The sequence below is a fragment of the Halanaerobiales bacterium genome, assembly GCA_035270125.1.
GTDB lineage: Bacteria > Bacillota > Halanaerobiia > Halanaerobiales > DATFIM01 > DATFIM01.
The window spans coordinates 1-17,382 of sequence record DATFIM010000019.1 but is presented as its reverse complement, the minus strand read 5'-3'; the positions used below and the strand labels follow the sequence as shown (position 1 = coordinate 17,382).

Below are 17,382 nucleotides of genomic sequence, written 5' to 3'. Positions count from 1 at the left end.
CATCTTATAGAGGAAAAATATACAACAAATTTAAGAGAAGCAGTGAGAGAAGCAGTGAGAGATCTTGAAGGTTCTTATGCATTAGCAGTTTTATCTACAAAAGAATCTGATAAGATTATAGGAGTAAGAAAAGATAGTCCTTTAGTTATTGGTAAAAGTAATGGCGAAAATTTTATAGCTTCAGATATGACTGCTTTTTTAAGTTATACAGATCAATTTTATATTTTGGATGACGGAGAAATGGCAGAAGTAAGCAAGAATAATATAGAACTTTTTGATCTGGATGGAGAAAATGTTGATAAAGAAATATTTGAAGTTGATTGGGATGCAGAAATGGCAGAAAAAAATGGATATGAACACTATATGTTAAAAGAAATAAATGAACAGCCTGATTCGATTAGACGGGTTTTAAACAATAGAATTAGTCCTGCTGGAATTAATTTTTCGGAAATTGGATTTACAGAAAAAGAAATGTCTGAATTTGATAGGCTTTATGTAGTAGCATGTGGGACAGCTTATCATTCTGGTTTAGTTGGAGAATACCTTATTGAAGAAATGGTTAATATTCCTGTAGAAGTAGAAGTTGCTTCAGAATTTAGATATAAAGAACCAATTTTAGACCAAAACACTTTAGTAGTTGTGGTAAGTCAATCAGGGGAAACTGCAGATACTCTGGCTGCTCTCAGGCTTGCTAAAGAAAAGGGGGCGAAGGTTTTAGCTTTTGTAAATGTTAAGGGAAGTACAATTTCTCGAGAAGCTGATGAAGTAATCTATCTTAAAGCTGGCCCGGAAATTGCTGTTGCTTCAACTAAAGCCTATGTCAATATGGTTACAGCTTTTTATCTTCTTACTTTATATTTAGGTGAAATAAAAGGGAGTATAGCCCGGGAAAAGCAAGAAAAAATGATCAAAGATGTATTGAGATTACCTGAATTAGCCAGGGAAACTATCAAAAGAAGTAAAAAAATAGTAAAAGACAAAGCTAAAGAATTCAAAAATATAAATAGTTCTTTTTTCATAGGTCGTAATATTGATTATACTCTGGCCTTAGAAGGTGCTCTAAAATTAAAAGAAATTTCCTATATTCATGCAGAAGCTTATCCGGCTGGAGAGCTTAAACATGGGACTTTAGCTTTGATTGAAGAAGGAACTCCAGTGATAGCTATTGCTACTCGTCAAAATGTATTGGAAAAAACATTAAGTAATATTGAAGAAGTAAGGGCTAGGGGAGGAGATATTTTAGGTCTGGTTCTTCCAAATAGTGATATTGATTATGAAGAAACAATGGATCAGATCATAGAAATACCTGAGGTAGATGAAATGGTAAGCTCTATTTTAACAATTATTCCTCTCCAGCTATTGGCATATTATGCGGCTGTTTATAGAGATTGCGATATAGATCAGCCACGAAATTTGGCTAAAAGTGTTACAGTAGAATAAATTAATTTAAGTCCTGTCAGTTTTGTGCTGACAGGACTTTTTTGATGTCTTTGCAATTAATTCATTTATATTTTATAATAAATGTTAGGATAATGAAATTAAGAAAAAGGTGTATAAAATGATATATGGTATAGGGATTGATATAGTAGAAATTAAGAGAATAAGAAATTTATTAGACCGCTGGCAGGAGAAATTTTTGCATAGAGTTTTTACAGAAAAAGAGATTGAATATTGTCAAAAAAAATCCAACCCTTCTTCTCATTATGCTGTTAGATTTGCAGCAAAGGAAGCTACCGGGAAAATGTTTGGTACAGGTTTGGGGAATATTGGTTGGAAAGATATTGAAGTTCTCCATAAAGACAATGGTAATCCATATCTTAATTTTAGAAATAATGCTGAAAAAGAAATTATAAATAATAATATTAAAAATGTGCATTTAAGTTTATCACATGAAAAAGAATATGCAGTTGCCCAGGTTGTTGCCGAAGGAGGTAAATAATGATTGTTTTGACTCCTGCTGAAATGAGAAAAATGGATAATGAGAGTATAGCTGATGGATTTACTTCATCTATACTTATGGAAATGGCCGGAAGAGGCACAGCAGAACTAATTGATAAAAATTATGAGAGTAATGAACTCCAGGTTAGCATTTTTTGTGGAAAAGGGAACAATGGTGGTGATGGATTTGTTGTTGCTCGTTTTCTGAATATGTGGGGTTATAATGTTCAAATATTTTTTACAGGTGAAGCTAAAGAATTAAAAGAAGTGAATTATACTAATTATAAAATAGCTAAATTGCAGAATATTCCTATTAAAAAAGTAAAAAAAATAGATAATGAAATAAAATTAAAAACTAAAAAATCTGATATCATTGTTGATGCTCTTTTGGGTACTGGAATTGAAGGTAAACCACGTGGTATTTATGGTGAGTTAATAGATATTATAAATACTAATAAGCATAGTCTGGTTGTTGCAATAGATGTACCTTCAGGGGTTAATGCTCTTTCAGGAGAAGTAGCAGGTAAAGCGGTAAAAGCTGATTTGACTGCAACTATGGCTTATTATAAAACTGGTTTGCTTTTAAATCCAGGTCAGCAATATTGTGGTGAGATTAAAGTAATAGATTTAGGAATGGTTGATAAAAGTTTCAAAAAAATAAATTATAACCATTTTGTGTTAAATAATAGAGAAGCAGCTAAATTTTTAGGATCCAGAGAACCTACTGGACATAAGGGTACATTTGGTAAAATATTGGTGGTAGGTGGTTCTAAAAATATGCCTGGTGCTCCAGCACTTGTAGGTGAGGCAGCTTTAAAGTCTGGTGCTGGGTTGGTAAAAACTGCTCTCCCTGATATTTTTGACCCAAAGGGATTAAATTATAAAAAAGAAATCATATATGACTTTCTAAAATCAGATGGTAAGCAAATAACAAAAAAAGCTTTTGAAAATATTAGAAAATCAATGGAAAAAATGGATGTTTTGGCTTTAGGTCCAGGATTAGGACAGAGTAAAGAAATAAGTGAATTAGTTAGAAAAATAATAAATGATATTAATAAACCTATAGTATTGGATGCCGATGGTATTAATGCCTTAAAAGATTTGGATATTTTAAATAACTGTGGTGATAATTTGATTATGACACCACATCCAGGTGAAATGTCTCGTCTTATTGAAAAAAGTGTAAAAGAAATAAAGAAAAATAAAGTTGAAATAAGTCGAAAATTCGCATCTGAATACGGTGTAAATTTAATACTAAAAGGAGCAACTACAATTATAGCGCTTCCTAATGGTAAAGTATATTTTAATGTCTCTGGTAATAGTGGGCTGGCGACAGCAGGTAGTGGTGATGTTTTGACTGGTATTGCTGCCAGTCTTTTAGCTCAAGGTATAAAACCTGCTAAAGTAGCAATTTTAGCTCCTTATCTCCATGGAAAAGCTGGTGATAAAGCTAAAGAAGATTTAACTGAATATTCTATTATAGCAAGTGATTTAATAAAATATTTACCGAAGATTTTTAAAGAATTAAAAAAATATTAACTATAAGGAGTAGAGAGATGATATTATCTGATAAATCGATTAATAAGTTACGTGAAAAAGAAGAATTAATAATTAAACCATTTACTGAAGAACAGTTACAACCAGCTTCAGTAGATTTAAGACTTGGAAGTAGTTTTTTGAAGATCAATGAAAATTTAACCGAAATTATGACCTTAAATGATAAATTAGAGTATCGAAGTATGGAAAAGGATGAAATTGTAATACCACCTCATTCTTTTCTTCTAGCTACAACTAGAGAACACATTGAGTTACCTGAAAATCTTACTGCTTTTGTAGAAGGGAGAAGTTCTATAGGTAGAATGGGACTTTTTATACAAAATGCTGGTTGGGTAGATCCAGGTTTTGCTGGCCAGATTACTCTTGAATTATATAATGCTAATCGTTTACCTATAAAATTAATTGCTGGAAGAAGAATATGTCAACTTGTTTTTGCAAAAATGGATCAAACAGCTGAAACACCCTATAATGGTAAGTATATGAATCAAAAAAATGCAGTAGGAAGTAAGGTTTATCAAGATTTTGAAAATAATCCGGAAATTTAATACTTATTAATGTAAATTGTAGTTTTAAGGAGGTTGATAATAATGATTGAAATCGTTATTTCAGATATAGATTCTAGTATTGGACCTGGAGATATTGTTGGGGCTTTTATAAATGAAGCTGGAATTAATAGTGGAGATATTGGTAAAATTGACATAAAAAATTATAAAGCTGAAGTGGAAGTAGATGATAGTGTAGCTAAACAGGTAGTTAATTCGATGGACAATAATCAGATTGGTGGAGTTTCTGTAAAAGTCTATCCAAAGAATCCAGAAGATCTTTTAGATGAGGGTTTACGTGAATATATTGAAAAATATAGACGTTTAGTTGAATTAGAAAGAACTGAAGAAATGGAAAGACATGAATTAGAAATTAAACGCTTAAGTCCTAGAGAAAGAGAAAAAAAGGGAAGAGCTTTATTAAATCTCAGAGGTAGAGGTCAGGGTAAAGCTTTTGGTAATAAACCAATTGTTAAATTTATGCGTGTAAAAAAAGGTGAAAAATTACCTGATACTGAAATAAGTATTGGAGACCTTGTTATGATAAGTAAAAAATTTCCTTTATCAGATGATAATCCTAAAGGTACAGTAGCAGAAAAAACAAATTACTCTATTACAGTAGTTTTTGATGAAAAGCCGCCTTCTTTTGCTTTTGATAAAGGTCTAAGGTTGGATTTATATGTAAATGATATTACTTTTCAAAGAATGCTTGATTCACTGGATAGTTTAAAAAGTGCTGAAGGACGCTTAGAAGAACTTCGTGAAAAACTATTAGGAGAAGAAAAATTACAATGGAAAGAAGATGATGAAATAGAGGTAAAATGGGTTAATGATGATTTAAATCAATCTCAAAAAATAGCAGTAAAAAATTCACTTAAAGCAAAAGACTTTTATTTAATTCAGGGTCCACCTGGAACAGGTAAAACTATGACAGCTATTGAAATAATAAATCAGGCTGTTAAAAATGGTAAAGATGTTTTAGCTACAGCTGACTCAAATACTGCTGTTGATAATCTTGTAGAAAGGCTTGCTGATTCTGGTCTGAAAGTAGTTAGAGCAGGTCATCCAATTCGAGTAACACCACTTTTAAGAGAGCATACTTTAGACTATCAGGTTTTAGAACATGAAGATTATATAAAAGCTCAACAAATTAGAGAAGAGGCTTTTGAATTAAAAGAAGAGCAGGATAAATATATTCACCCTGGTGGAAGTATGCGAAGAGGAATGAGTGATGAACAGATAAAGGAAAATGCCGAAAAAAATAGAGGTAGTCGAGGAGTAAAACCTCAACAGATGAAAAAAATGGCTAAATGGTTAGAATTGCAGGAAAAAATAGATGAATATTTTTCAAAGGTAGATGAACTTGAAAATAAAGCAATTAACGAATTGATTGATAATGCTGATGTAGTTTGTTCTACTAATTCCACTTCTGGGTCTGAATTAATGGATGAAAAAGAATTTGATTTAGTAGTAATTGATGAGGCAACTCAGTCAACTGAGCCTGCTGCTTTAATTCCAATTGTTAGATCTAATAAAGCAATATTAATTGGAGATCATAAACAATTGCCTCCCACAGTTCTAAATCAAAAAGCTGCTGAGGCCGGTCTGAAAAAATCACTTTTTGAAAGACTTTATGAAGTACAGGGAGATAAATTTTGGTCATTACTTCAGATTCAATATAGAATGCATGATAAGATAATGAATTTTTCTAACCATAAGTTTTATAGTGGACGTTTGGTAAGTGATGAAAGAGTAGCAGATCATACACTTAAAGATTTGGGAGTAGAAAGTGATAAAAATAAATGTTTTACTGATAAAGCATTAATACCTGATAAACCTATAGTATTTATTGATACTTCGAATATGGAAGCTGAAGAAAGGTCACTATCTTCATCTAATTCTTATGATAATCCTGTAGAAGCAGAAATAGTATTAGATCTAGTAGATGAAGCTCAAAAGTTAGGAGTTAACGGTGAAAAGATAGCTGTAATAACACCTTATAAAGATCAGGTTGATCTATTAAATCATCGATGTAAATCTGAAAAAATAGAAATTGATACTGTTGATGGTTTTCAGGGAAGAGAAAAGGAATTAGTAGTTCTCTCACTTGTTAGAAGTAATGAGAGAAATAATATTGGTTTTTTACGCGATTTGAGAAGAATGAATGTTTCTCTGACAAGAGCCAAAAGAAAATTAATAATTATCGGGGACCAAAATACTATTAGTAATCATCGTTTATATGAAGATTTAATTAATTATGTTAAAGAAAATGGATTATATTATTCTCTATAATTAAAATATGAAATTTGAGTTAAATATTATAAAACCCCTATTGACAGGAGTTTTAGCTTGTTATATACTATTAACAAATCTAATTTATTATAAAGTTGTTAATGACTTAGCTGGAGAGGTGAAAAAATGGGTGATAATCTTAAACAGGGGTATAATTTAAGTAAAAGAGAACGCAAAAAAATTGCCAAAGAATTAGCAAAAGGATACCAAAAAATGGCATCACTCAATCAAAAGCTTGCTGAAAATGGTTTTGTAGTAGATGATGGGGAAAATTGGGATGAGACAAGATAGTAGTCTCATCTCCTCTGTCCTGTTTTTTTGACTATTTAATTACATATTTATCAAAAGAGATTAGAAATTGGGAAATTTTTTAATGAAATATGAAAGTTTATTCAAGTGTGATTAACTGGAGTGTGAATAAAAGTGGATGTTAATAGAGGGGATGTGTTTTATGCTGATTTGAACCCTGTTATTGGTTCTGAACAGGGAGGAGTTCGCCCTGTAGTTGTAATTCAAAATGATATAGGTAATAAATATAGTCCAACAATTATTGTAGCTGCTATAACATCAAAAATTGATAAAGCAAAATTACCTACTCATGTAGAAATTCCTACAGAGGTTAGTAGTTTAAAAAAAGATTCAGTTATATTATTAGAACAAATTAGAACTCTTGATAAAAAAAGATTACAGAGAAAAGTAACCAGTTTGGAAGATAAGACAATAAAAAAAGTTAATAAGGCAATTGAAATCAGTCTGGGTTTAATAGATCTATAAAGACAAGATTCTTTGGGAAACCGAAGAATCTTTTTGTTTTTTTAAAGGATTTGGCTAAAAATTATAGAATAAATTTATAGAGAATTAATAATTTATAATCTTTTTATGAATTTTTTTAAAATTTTGAAGGGGGATATTATTTTGGCCGAAGATATGGTTAATGTTTATCGTGGGGAATTAATTGAGTCTATTCATCAAGGGGATATTGCAGTTATTAATGATAAGGGGGATTTGCTAGCTGAGTTTGGAAATAGTGAAATGCTAACTTATTGGCGTTCTGCTGCTAAACCAGTTCAGGCTCTACCTGTTGTAAGTTCAGGTGCTGCTGATAAATATAATTTAACTGATAAAGAGCTTGCAATTATGTGTGCTTCTCATAGTGGAGAAGATCAGCATGTTGAAGTTGTTAGGGGAATTTTAGATAAAATTGGATTAAAAGAATCTGATTTAAATTGTGGAACCCATCCTCCCCTAAACAAAAAAACAGCTAAACGTTTATGCAAAGAAGGGAAAGAACCTCCTTTAATTAGAAATAATTGTTCAGGTAAACATGCTGGGATGTTAACAATGTGTCAATATAATGATTGGGATCTTGAAGATTATCCTGAAATGGGGCATCCCTTACAGGAATATTTATTAGATGTAATTAGTGAAATAACTGAATACCCAAGAGAAAAAATTTATACCGGGGTAGATGGCTGTGGAGTGGTAGTTTATGGCCTGCCATTAAAAAATATGGCCCTGGCTTATGCCAGATTAACAAATCCTAAATCTCTACCTAAAAAATATAGAGAAGCTGCTATCCGGATTACCAGTAGTATGGAAAAATACCCAGAATTAATTGGAGGAACAAAAAGGTTTAATACCGAATTACTAAAAGTTGGTAAAGGTGAATTTTTCGCAAAAAGTGGAGCTCAGGCTGTATTTTGTGTTGGTCATCTAGAAAAAAATATAGGTTTAGCAATAAAAGTAAAAGATGGTAATAGTCGAGGAGTAAAACCTGCTACTATTGAAGCAATGAAACAATTAGATTTATTATCTAAAAAACAGTTAGAAAAACTTCAAAATTACCATGAATATATAATAAAAAATCATCATGGGGCAAAAGTAGGAAAAGCAGTAGCAGATTTTAAATTAAATAAAAATAAATGATTTTTAAATTCTAAGGAGGAAAAGAAATGATAGCTATTAAAGATGCAAAAGTTTTGACAATGGAAGCAAAAAATTATGATAAAGGAACAGTTATAATCGATGATGGAAAAATAAAAGAAATAGGTGAAAACCTGGAAATACCTGCAGATGCTGAAGTGTATGAAGCTAATGGTAAAGTAGTTATGCCAGGTATGATAGATGCCCATACTCATGTAGGAATTAGTGAAGAGGGTATTGGTTGGGAAGGTGCAGATTATAATGAAATGTCAGATCCGATTACACCTCATTTAAGAGCTATAGATGCTATAAATCCTCATGAAGAGGGAATGAAAGATGCAAGGACTCATGGTATTACTTCTTTAATGACCGGTCCAGGAAGTGCTAATGTAATAGGTGGAGAAAATTTGGTATTAAAAACTACCGGTAATACAGTAGATGAAATGATAGTGAAAAATCCAGCTGGTATGAAAGCTGCTTTTGGAGAAAATCCTAAAAGAGTTTATAATGATCAAAATAAAAGTCCACGAACAAGAATGGCTGTAGCTGCTGAAATGAGAGAAACTTTTATGAAAGCTGAAGATTATCTTAAAGAAAAAACTCACGCAAAAGAAGAAGATAAGCCTTTTAAAAGAGATATTAAGTTAGAAAGTATTAGTAGAGTTCTTAATAAAGAATTACCATTAAAAGCCCATGCTCATCGTGCAGATGATATAATGACTATCATTAGAATTGCCAAAGAATTTGATATTGATGTTACTTTAGAACACTGTACTGAAGGGCATAAGGTTGTAGATGAAATAGTAGATGCTGGTTTTCCTGCAATTGTTGGTCCTTCTTTAACTACTAGATCTAAAGTAGAATTGATGGATAGAACTTATGAAACACCAGGTATTCTTGCTGAAGCGGGAGTGAAGGTAGCTCTTATGAGTGACCACCCTGTTGTACCTATTCATTACTTGCCTGTTTATGCAGCTTTAGCAGTTAGATCAGGAATGGATAGAGAAGAAGCACTTAAGGCAATTACTATTAATCCAGCAGAAATTCTAGGTGTGGATGATAGAGTTGGAAGTATTAAAGAAGGTAAAGATGCAGACTTAGTAGTTTTTGATGGAGATCCATTTGATTTTAGTTCAAAAGTTGAAAAAGTATTTATTAATGGAGAAAAAATAGATGATTAAAGTAAAATAAATTATTAAAATCATATTAAAGCAGCTCTCATGATATAAAAAGAGAGCTGCTATTTTAAGTTGATAATTTGTTTAAATTATCGTATAATTAAGACAAATTATTAGTTATTAAGTTATTATAATCACAATACGCTCAAAGTTCTGGAGGTTTTTATATGAAATTATCCAAAGTAGTTGAACTGCTGGAAGCTGAATCAGTTTTTGAAAAATATGAAGATTTGGAGATAGAAACAGCATGTGGTGCTGATTTGATGAGTGATGTTTTAGCTTTCTCTCATAGTAAAACAATGCTTCTTACTGGCCTTACTAATCCTCAGGTTGTAAGAACTGCAGAAATGACAGATATAGAAGTTATCTGTTTTGTAAGAGGTAAAAAACCTGTTTTAGATACAGTTCAACTTGCCAAAGAGAAGGGAATAAAACTTTTTTATAGTAAAAAACCATTATTTGAAAGCTGTGGACTATTATATAATTCAGGTATAAGACCTGAAAAATTACATGAAATTGAGTAGGAGTGGAGGAATAATTTTGAGTAGTAAAAAATTAATAGAAGAAGAAATAGAGAGAAGGAATTTTAAAAAAGGTGGAGAAGTTTCCAGTAAATTAAAATCAATATTAAGAAAATTAGGAGTAGAAACTCAGATTATAAGAAAAATTTCTATTATTACTTATGAATTGGAAATGAATATAATTATTCATTCTGAAGGTGGAAAAATTACAGCTATAATTAATAATCAGGAAATAAAAATTTTAGCAGAGGATAAAGGACCAGGAATTAAAGATATTGATAAAGCTTTACAGGCTGGTTACTCTACTGCAGAAGATGAAATACGCGAACTAGGTTTTGGAGCTGGTATGGGTTTAAATAATGTAGAACAATATTCAGATAAAATGGAAATTGAGACTTCTGAAGATGAAGGTACTACTATTAAAGCCTTCTTAAATGTTTAAGTGGAGAGTAGGTGAAATATATGAAAAAACATTCTGTTCTTTTAAAAGAAGATAAATGTGAGGGATGCACTAATTGTGTAAAAAATTGTCCAACAAAAGCAATAAGAGTGCATCAAGGGAAAGCACAAATAAAAGAGGATCTTTGTATAGATTGTGCAGAGTGTATTAGAACTTGTGAATATCATGCTAAATATACTGAAACCAATAATTTGGATGAAATAAACGAGTATAAATTCTCCTGTGCTTTAATTCCCCCAAGTTTTTATGGCCAATTTAATGAAAAAATAGATATAAATAAGATTTATAAAGGACTTAAGTTGACAGGTTTTTCCGGTGTTTTTGATGTGGCTATGGCTGCAGAAGCTATATCTCAAAAAACAAAAAAATTTTTAACAAATAATAAAGGGCCATATATTTCTTCATCATGTCCGGTTGTAGTAAGATTAATAAAATTAGTATTTCCGGAATTGTTAGAAAATTTAGTACCTATTAAATCTCCAGTGGAATTAATGGCTGAAAAAGTAAAAAGAGAAATTTCTAAAAAGGAGAATATTTCTAAAGATGATATTGGTGTATTTTTTGTAACTCCCTGTCCTGCAAAATTAACTACAGTTGAAAATCCTTTAGGACAGGAAAAAAGTTTTTTAGATGGAGCAATTGCAGTTGAAAAAATATATGACAGATTGCTAGACATCATGGAAGAAGAAAATTTTGAAGAAAAAATGGCTTCAGATGATAAAGACTATGAAGAATATCCTTATTTAGGAATTAGTTGGGGGCAAAGTGGGGGAGAAGAGGATATTTTAAATGATTATGATGAAAATGAAACTATTTCAGTTTCAGGAATAAAAGAGGTTAAAGGAATTTTAGAAGAAATTTCTAGAGACAATATTAATGGTATAAAATATTTTGAATTAGTATCATGTCCTCAGGGATGTGTTGGAGGAGTTTTAAATGTTAACAATTCCTTTCAGGCAAAATATAATATAAAAAAATTAGTAGAAAAATATAAAAATCAATCTCCAGGGAAATTATTAGTTGATCAGGATTTTTCAGCTTACAATTATGAACTTAGTCAAAAATTCAAGGAAACTGATGTAGCTAAACTGGATGAGGATTTAGATAAAGCTATGGAAAAATTAACAGCTATTGAAGAAGAAATTGAAATTTTACCGGGACTTGATTGTGCAGCCTGCGGAGCTCCAGATTGTGAAACTTTAGCTGAAGATATAGTGAATGGGCAGGCTAAAAGAACAGATTGTGTATTTATGCTCAGAAAGAAAGTTGGAGATTTAGCTGATGAAATGTCAGCATTAGCCCATGAACTTCCTCCGGTTATGAGTAAAGAAAGTGAGGTGGAAGAATATGAAGTTGAAGAAGATAATTGATAAACTGGATTTAGAAGTTATTGTGGAATTTTCATTAGAAGAAAAGGTAAGAGGAGGATATTGTGGAGATCTTTTGAGTAATGTAATGGCTAAAGCTCAAAAAGGTGATCTCTGGTTTACTGTACAAAGCCACCAAAATGTAATTGCTGTTGCACTTTTGACAGAGGTTGCTGCAGTTGTTGTGGCTGAGGGTTTTGAAATTGAAGATAAGGCAATTAAAAGAGCAAAAGAAAAAGGAGTAAATATTCTTCGTTCTAATCTGAGCAGTTATGAATTGGCAGGTTTATTATATCAGATAGAAAATGATCAGGCAGAAGATGAAAATGAAAAAATATAATATAGACCTTCATATACATTCTGTATTATCTCCCTGTGCAAATTTACTTATGACTCCTGCAAATATCTTAAAAAAAGCTAAGGAAAAAGGGCTTGACATCATAGCTATAACTGATCATAATAGTGCTAAAAATGTTAAAGTTGCAATGTCATTAGCTAAAAAATATGGAATTAATGTTATTCCTGGAATGGAAGTGGAAAGTTCAGAAGAAATTCATTTACTTTGTTTTTTTCCAGATATAAAAAAATTATTAAGCTTTCAAAAAATAATTTATAAAAATTTACCTAAAAGAGAAAATGATGAAGAATATTTTGGTTATCAGTTATTAACAGATGAAAAAGATGATTATAGAGCTAAGGAAAAAAGGATGTTGGCTACAGCAGTAAATTTAAATATTAATCAAATAGTAAATAAAACAAGGGGAATAGGAGGGATAGTTATTCCATCGCATGTAGATAAAAGTTATGGAATTATTAAAAATTTAGGTTTTATTCCAGAGGATTTAAATTTTAAAATTCTGGAAATATCAAAAAATTCAGAAATGAAAAATCTTAAAGAAAAATATAGTTATTTAAATAACTATATTTTGATTAAAAATTCTGATAGTCACTATTTAGATGAAATAAAAATAATGAGTCAATTAAAGCTTAAAAACTTTAATTTTGAAAATTTATTTAAAAATTTGAAATCTGGAAATTTTAACTTAAATTAACTATTGACATTGATTTTTTTGTAACATATAATGATATCAGCTTCATGTGAATCTAATAACTAATTAAAAAAACAAAAATTTATAATAATTTTAATTATATAAAAGGAGGTATATTTATATGTCTTGTAACTGTAATTGTGGGGATGAAAAAAAGAATTTAGAAAAGTACCTTAAACCTCTACATGAAATTATGACTGATTATGAAAAAAGCGAAAAGAATCTTATTCCTGTTCTTCAGGATGCTCAAAAAGAATATGGTTATTTACCGGAAGATGTTTTAAAAGAAATTGCCTGTAATTTAAATCTTTCTTTAAGTCAGGTTTATGGAGTAGTTACTTTTTATGGTCAGTTTCATTTGGAACCTAGAGGCAAAAATATTATTAGAGTATGTCAGGGTACAGCCTGTCATGTAAGAGGAGCAGGACCTGTTTTAGAAAAAATTGAAGATGAACTTGATATTTCAAGTGGAGAGACTACAGAAGATCTTGAATTTACTTTAGAAACTGTAGCCTGTATTGGTGCCTGTGGTTTAGCCCCTGTTATTATGATTAATGATGATACTCATGGTCGACTTACTCCTGAAAAAGTACCAGAAATTTTGGAACAATATAAATAGTAGAAAAATAATAGATATAGAGAGGTGATATTAAGATGAAATCTCTTGAAGAATTACATGAATTGAGAGACAAAGTAAAAAAAGATCTTAATGCCAGAGATAATAAGGAAAAACCAAAAATAATTGTTGGGATGGGGACCTGTGGTATAGCAGCTGGAGCAAGAGAAATTCTCAAAAAAGTAATGGAAGAAGTTAAAAAAAGAGATATTGAAGTGACAGTTACTCAAACAGGGTGTATAGGAATGTGTGAAAAAGAACCTTTACTTGATATTAAATTACCAGGTAAGGAAAGAATAACTTATGGAAATCTTGAACCTTCAGATGTAAGTAAAATTATAGTAGAACATGTTATAAATGGAAATGTTGTAAATGATCTTGTGATTGCTCGAATGGAAGAATAAAACTGAAGGAGGTATAAAAGACTATTATGAATGAAACTATATATCGTTCTCATATTTTAATCTGTACTGGAACGGGTTGTAAATCTTCTGGTGCAGAAGATGTAAAACTTAGTTTACAGGATGAACTTGCAAAACATGATCTTCTGGACGAAATTAAAGTAGTGGAAACAGGATGTCATGGTTTTTGTGAAAAAGGACCAATTATGGTTATTTATCCTGAAGGTGTTTTTTATTGTGAATTAAACCCTGAAGATATGGAAGAAGTTGTTGAAGAACACTTACTAAAAGGAAGAACAGTAGAACGCTTATTATTTAAAGAGCCAATGACTGAAGAGAGTATTCCTTCTTATCAGGATATAGATTTTTATAAAAAACAACAAAGAATAGTATTATCTAATTGTGGAAAAATTGATCCGGAAAATATAGATGAGTATATAGCTTCTGGTGGTTATGAAGCTGCTGGTAAAGCTTTAACAGAAATGGAACCTGAAAAAATAATTTCTGAAGTGAAAGATTCTGGTTTAAGAGGAAGAGGTGGTGGAGGTTTTCCCACTGGATTGAAATGGCAGTTTGCTAATTCTGCAGAAGGTGATGAAAAATATATAATTTGTAATGCTGATGAAGGTGATCCAGGAGCTTTTATGGATAGAAGTTTACTTGAAGGGGATCCTCATCGTATAATTGAAGGTATGATTATTGGTGCTTATGCTATTGGTGCTAATGAAGGTTATGTATATGTAAGAGCTGAATATCCTCTTGCTATTGAAAGACTCAAAAAAGCAATAAAAGATGCTGAAGATTATGGATTATTAGGAGAAAATTTATTTGACAGTGGATTTGATTTTAAATTAAATATTAAAAAAGGTGCTGGTGCTTTTGTATGTGGTGAAGAAACTGCACTAATGGCTTCCATTGAAGGTAAGAGAGGTATGCCAAGACCTCGTCCACCTTATCCAGCTAATAAAGGTCTTTGGGGTAAACCAACTAATATCAATAATGTTGAAACTTTTGGTAATATACCATATATCATTAATAATGGTGGAGATGATTTTGCTTCTATAGGAACCGAAAATAGTAGTGGTACAAAAGTTTTTGCTCTAACAGGTAAAATAAATAATACAGGTCTTGTTGAAGTTCCTATGGGTACAACTTTAAAAGAAGTTATCTTTGATATTGGTGGAGGTCTTGCAGAAGGTAGAGAATATAAGGCAGTACAAACCGGTGGTCCATCTGGTGGATGTATACCAGCTGACTATCTTGATTTACCAATAGATTATGATTCACTTCTTGAGGTTGGAGCTATGATGGGTTCAGGTGGTATGGTTGTTATGGATGATAGCACCTGTATGGTTGATGTTGCTCGTTTTTTCCTTAATTTCACTCAAAGTGAATCCTGTGGTAAATGTACACCCTGTCGTGAAGGTACAAAAAGAATGCTTGAAATTTTGAATAGATTATGTGATGGAAAAGGTAAAGAGGGAGATATTCAACTGCTTGAAGAACTGGCAAATCATATAAAAGATACTGCTCTTTGTGGTTTGGGTCAGTCTGCTCCTAATCCTGTTCTTTCTACTTTGCAATATTTTAGAGATGAATATGAAGCACATATTTATGACAAAAAGTGTCCTGCAGGTGTTTGTCCTGGAATGACTAGTGCTTATGTAATAGATGGAGATACCTGTATTGGTTGTGGTATGTGTGCCAAAGAATGTCCAGTAGATGCTATAAGTGGAAAATCAAAAGAAGTTTATGAAATTGATCCAGATAAATGTATTTCCTGTGGAGCCTGTGAAGATGTTTGTCCAGTAGATGCAATATCACAGGGTTAAAATTAAAAAAAGGAGGGATAATAGATGTCTGAAATAAATATAACTATAGATAATGAGAAAATTCAAGTTGAAGAAGGAGCAACTGTTTTAGAAGCAGCAAAAGAATTAGGTATTGATATACCTACTTTATGCTATCATCCTGATCTCACAATACACGGTGCATGCAGAGTTTGTGTAGTAGAAGATTTAGAATCAGGAGAATTATTGGCTTCCTGTTGTACTCCTGCTGAAGATGGAATGACTATTAATACTAGAAGTGCAAGGGCCAGAAAGGCAAGAAGAAGAAATGTAAAATTATTACTTGCCAATCATCCTAATGACTGTCTTGGATGTGATCGAAATGGAAGTTGTGAATTACAGGATATAACTTATAGCTTAGGTATAAATAGTGATGATATGGAAGAATTAAGAGGAGAAACTCGCGAACATGAAATAGATGATACTGGACCTTCTCTAAAAAGAGATCCTAATAAATGTATTTTATGTGGTCGCTGTGTAAGAGTTTGTGAAGAAGTACAGGGAGTTTCTGCCTTGCAATTTAGTGGTCGAGGGTTTGATACAGTTGTGCAAACAGCCTTTGATCTACCTCAAAGTGAAATAAATTGTGCTAACTGTGGACAGTGTGCAACAGTCTGTCCGGTGGGAGCAATTACTGAAGTTAGTGAAATTGATAGAGTATGGAGAGCTATTGAAGATGATGAAAAGCACGTAATAGTCCAGACAGCACCAGCTATTCAGGCTGCTTTAGGTGAAGAATTTGGTTATGAACCTGGTACAGTAGTAACTGGCAAATTGGTTGCTGCCTTAGATAAAATTGGTTTTGATAAAGTATTTTCAACAGAGTTTACAGCTGATCTTACAATTATGGAAGAGGGTAATGAGTTATTAAAAAGGGTTAAAGGTCAAAAAGACTTACCCCAGATTACTTCCTGTTGTCCAGGTTGGGTAAAATTTGCTGAACACAATTATCCAGAGCTATTAGATAATCTTTCTACAGCTAAGTCACCTCAACAGATGTTTTCTGCTTTAGCAAAAACATATTATGCTGAAGAAAGTGGAATTGATCCTGAAAAAATATATACAGTTTCCATAATGCCCTGTACAGCCAAAAAGTTTGAAAAAGAAAGAGAAGAAATGAATGATAGTGGTTATAAGGATACTGATGCTGTTCTTACAACTCGTGAATTGGCAAGAATGATAAGAGAAATAGGTCTTGATTTCACCCGTCTTGATGATCAGGAATATGATGAAATGATGGGTACTTCAACTGGAGCTGGAACTATTTTTGGTACAACTGGTGGTGTTGCTGAAGCTGCAGTAAGAACTGTTAAAGAAAAATTGACAGGTGAAGAGTTAGAAAGACTTGATCTTGGTTTTAGAGGAGTTAATGAAGCTGAAGTTAAAATTGGTGATATGACCTTAAATATAGCTATAGCAAATGGATTATCACGAGCAGCAGAGTTATTAGATAAAGTAAAAGCTGGAGAATGCAAGTATGACTTCATTGAAATTATGGCCTGTCCTAACGGATGTGTTGGTGGAGGTGGACAGCCTTTACCAGTAAATAAAGAAATAAAAGAAAAGAGAGGTAAAGGACTTGCCAGCATAGATGAAAGTAAAGTTATTAGAAAATCGCATAAAAACCCAATGATAGTAAGACTTTATGAGGAATATCTTGGTGAACCACTTAGTGGAGATTCACACCA

At 31.7% G+C, this 17,382-nt stretch carries 18 protein-coding genes; all 18 read left to right on the top strand.

Going from position 1 to position 17,382, the window contains the following annotated elements:
- On the top strand, positions 1-1,440 hold a 1,440-nt coding region (gene glmS / locus VJ881_01035; GenBank protein HKL74625.1), incomplete at its 5' end, for a glutamine--fructose-6-phosphate transaminase (isomerizing).
- A gap of 118 nt (positions 1,441-1,558) precedes the next feature.
- Positions 1,559-1,939: a holo-ACP synthase gene (gene acpS / locus VJ881_01030; protein ID HKL74624.1), complete on the top strand. Its 381-nt coding sequence runs from the start codon at positions 1,559-1,561 to the stop codon at positions 1,937-1,939.
- Positions 1,939-3,477: an NAD(P)H-hydrate dehydratase gene (locus VJ881_01025; protein ID HKL74623.1), complete on the top strand. Its 1,539-nt coding sequence runs from the start codon at positions 1,939-1,941 to the stop codon at positions 3,475-3,477. The genes acpS and VJ881_01025 overlap by 1 nt, the downstream gene beginning before the upstream one ends.
- 17 nt (positions 3,478-3,494) lie before the next feature.
- A complete protein-coding gene (gene dcd / locus VJ881_01020) occupies positions 3,495-4,040 on the top strand; it encodes a dCTP deaminase (GenBank protein HKL74622.1) in 546 nt (181 codons plus the stop codon).
- A 42-nt stretch (positions 4,041-4,082) separates the two neighbouring features.
- Positions 4,083-6,329, top strand: a complete 2,247-nt coding sequence (locus VJ881_01015) for an IGHMBP2 family helicase (GenBank protein HKL74621.1) — start codon at positions 4,083-4,085, stop codon at positions 6,327-6,329.
- A gap of 126 nt (positions 6,330-6,455) precedes the next feature.
- Positions 6,456-6,620, top strand: a complete 165-nt coding sequence (locus VJ881_01010; protein HKL74620.1) for a hypothetical protein — start codon at positions 6,456-6,458, stop codon at positions 6,618-6,620.
- A gap of 132 nt (positions 6,621-6,752) precedes the next feature.
- The gene (locus VJ881_01005; GenBank protein HKL74619.1) at positions 6,753-7,103 is read left to right on the top strand and encodes a type II toxin-antitoxin system PemK/MazF family toxin; all 351 of its coding nucleotides are present in this window, start codon (positions 6,753-6,755) and stop codon (positions 7,101-7,103) included.
- Positions 7,104-7,244: 141 nt separating this feature from the next.
- Positions 7,245-8,255, top strand: a complete 1,011-nt coding sequence (locus tag VJ881_01000; protein HKL74618.1) for an asparaginase — start codon at positions 7,245-7,247, stop codon at positions 8,253-8,255.
- Between the two features lie 26 nt (positions 8,256-8,281).
- On the top strand, positions 8,282-9,433 hold the full coding sequence (locus VJ881_00995) for an amidohydrolase (protein ID HKL74617.1): 1,152 nt from the start codon (positions 8,282-8,284) through the stop codon (positions 9,431-9,433).
- 164 nt (positions 9,434-9,597) lie between these two features.
- Positions 9,598-9,954 carry a hypothetical protein gene (locus VJ881_00990; GenBank protein ID HKL74616.1) on the top strand — a complete coding sequence of 119 codons (357 nt, stop codon included), beginning with the start codon at positions 9,598-9,600 and terminating at the stop codon, positions 9,952-9,954.
- A 16-nt stretch (positions 9,955-9,970) separates the two neighbouring features.
- A complete protein-coding gene (locus tag VJ881_00985; protein ID HKL74615.1) occupies positions 9,971-10,393 on the top strand; it encodes an ATP-binding protein in 423 nt (140 codons plus the stop codon).
- A 20-nt stretch (positions 10,394-10,413) separates the two neighbouring features.
- Positions 10,414-11,781, top strand: a complete 1,368-nt coding sequence (locus VJ881_00980) for a [Fe-Fe] hydrogenase large subunit C-terminal domain-containing protein (protein ID HKL74614.1) — start codon at positions 10,414-10,416, stop codon at positions 11,779-11,781.
- Positions 11,759-12,118 carry a DRTGG domain-containing protein gene (locus VJ881_00975; GenBank protein ID HKL74613.1) on the top strand — a complete coding sequence of 120 codons (360 nt, stop codon included), beginning with the start codon at positions 11,759-11,761 and terminating at the stop codon, positions 12,116-12,118. The genes VJ881_00980 and VJ881_00975 overlap by 23 nt, the downstream gene beginning before the upstream one ends.
- A complete protein-coding gene (locus VJ881_00970) occupies positions 12,105-12,830 on the top strand; it encodes a PHP domain-containing protein (protein HKL74612.1) in 726 nt (241 codons plus the stop codon). Before VJ881_00975 ends, VJ881_00970 begins: the two co-directional genes overlap by 14 nt.
- A gap of 118 nt (positions 12,831-12,948) precedes the next feature.
- The gene (gene nuoE, locus VJ881_00965) at positions 12,949-13,446 is read left to right on the top strand and encodes an NADH-quinone oxidoreductase subunit NuoE (protein HKL74611.1); all 498 of its coding nucleotides are present in this window, start codon (positions 12,949-12,951) and stop codon (positions 13,444-13,446) included.
- Between the two features lie 35 nt (positions 13,447-13,481).
- Complete coding sequence (locus tag VJ881_00960; protein ID HKL74610.1) at positions 13,482-13,847, top strand: (2Fe-2S) ferredoxin domain-containing protein; 366 nt, start codon at positions 13,482-13,484, stop codon at positions 13,845-13,847.
- Positions 13,848-13,873: 26 nt separating this feature from the next.
- Positions 13,874-15,676 carry an NADH-quinone oxidoreductase subunit NuoF gene (gene nuoF, locus VJ881_00955; protein ID HKL74609.1) on the top strand — a complete coding sequence of 601 codons (1,803 nt, stop codon included), beginning with the start codon at positions 13,874-13,876 and terminating at the stop codon, positions 15,674-15,676.
- A 24-nt stretch (positions 15,677-15,700) separates the two neighbouring features.
- Positions 15,701-17,382, top strand: a 1,682-nt coding sequence (locus VJ881_00950; protein HKL74608.1) for an NADH-dependent [FeFe] hydrogenase, group A6, incomplete at its 3' end; no start/stop codon positions are given.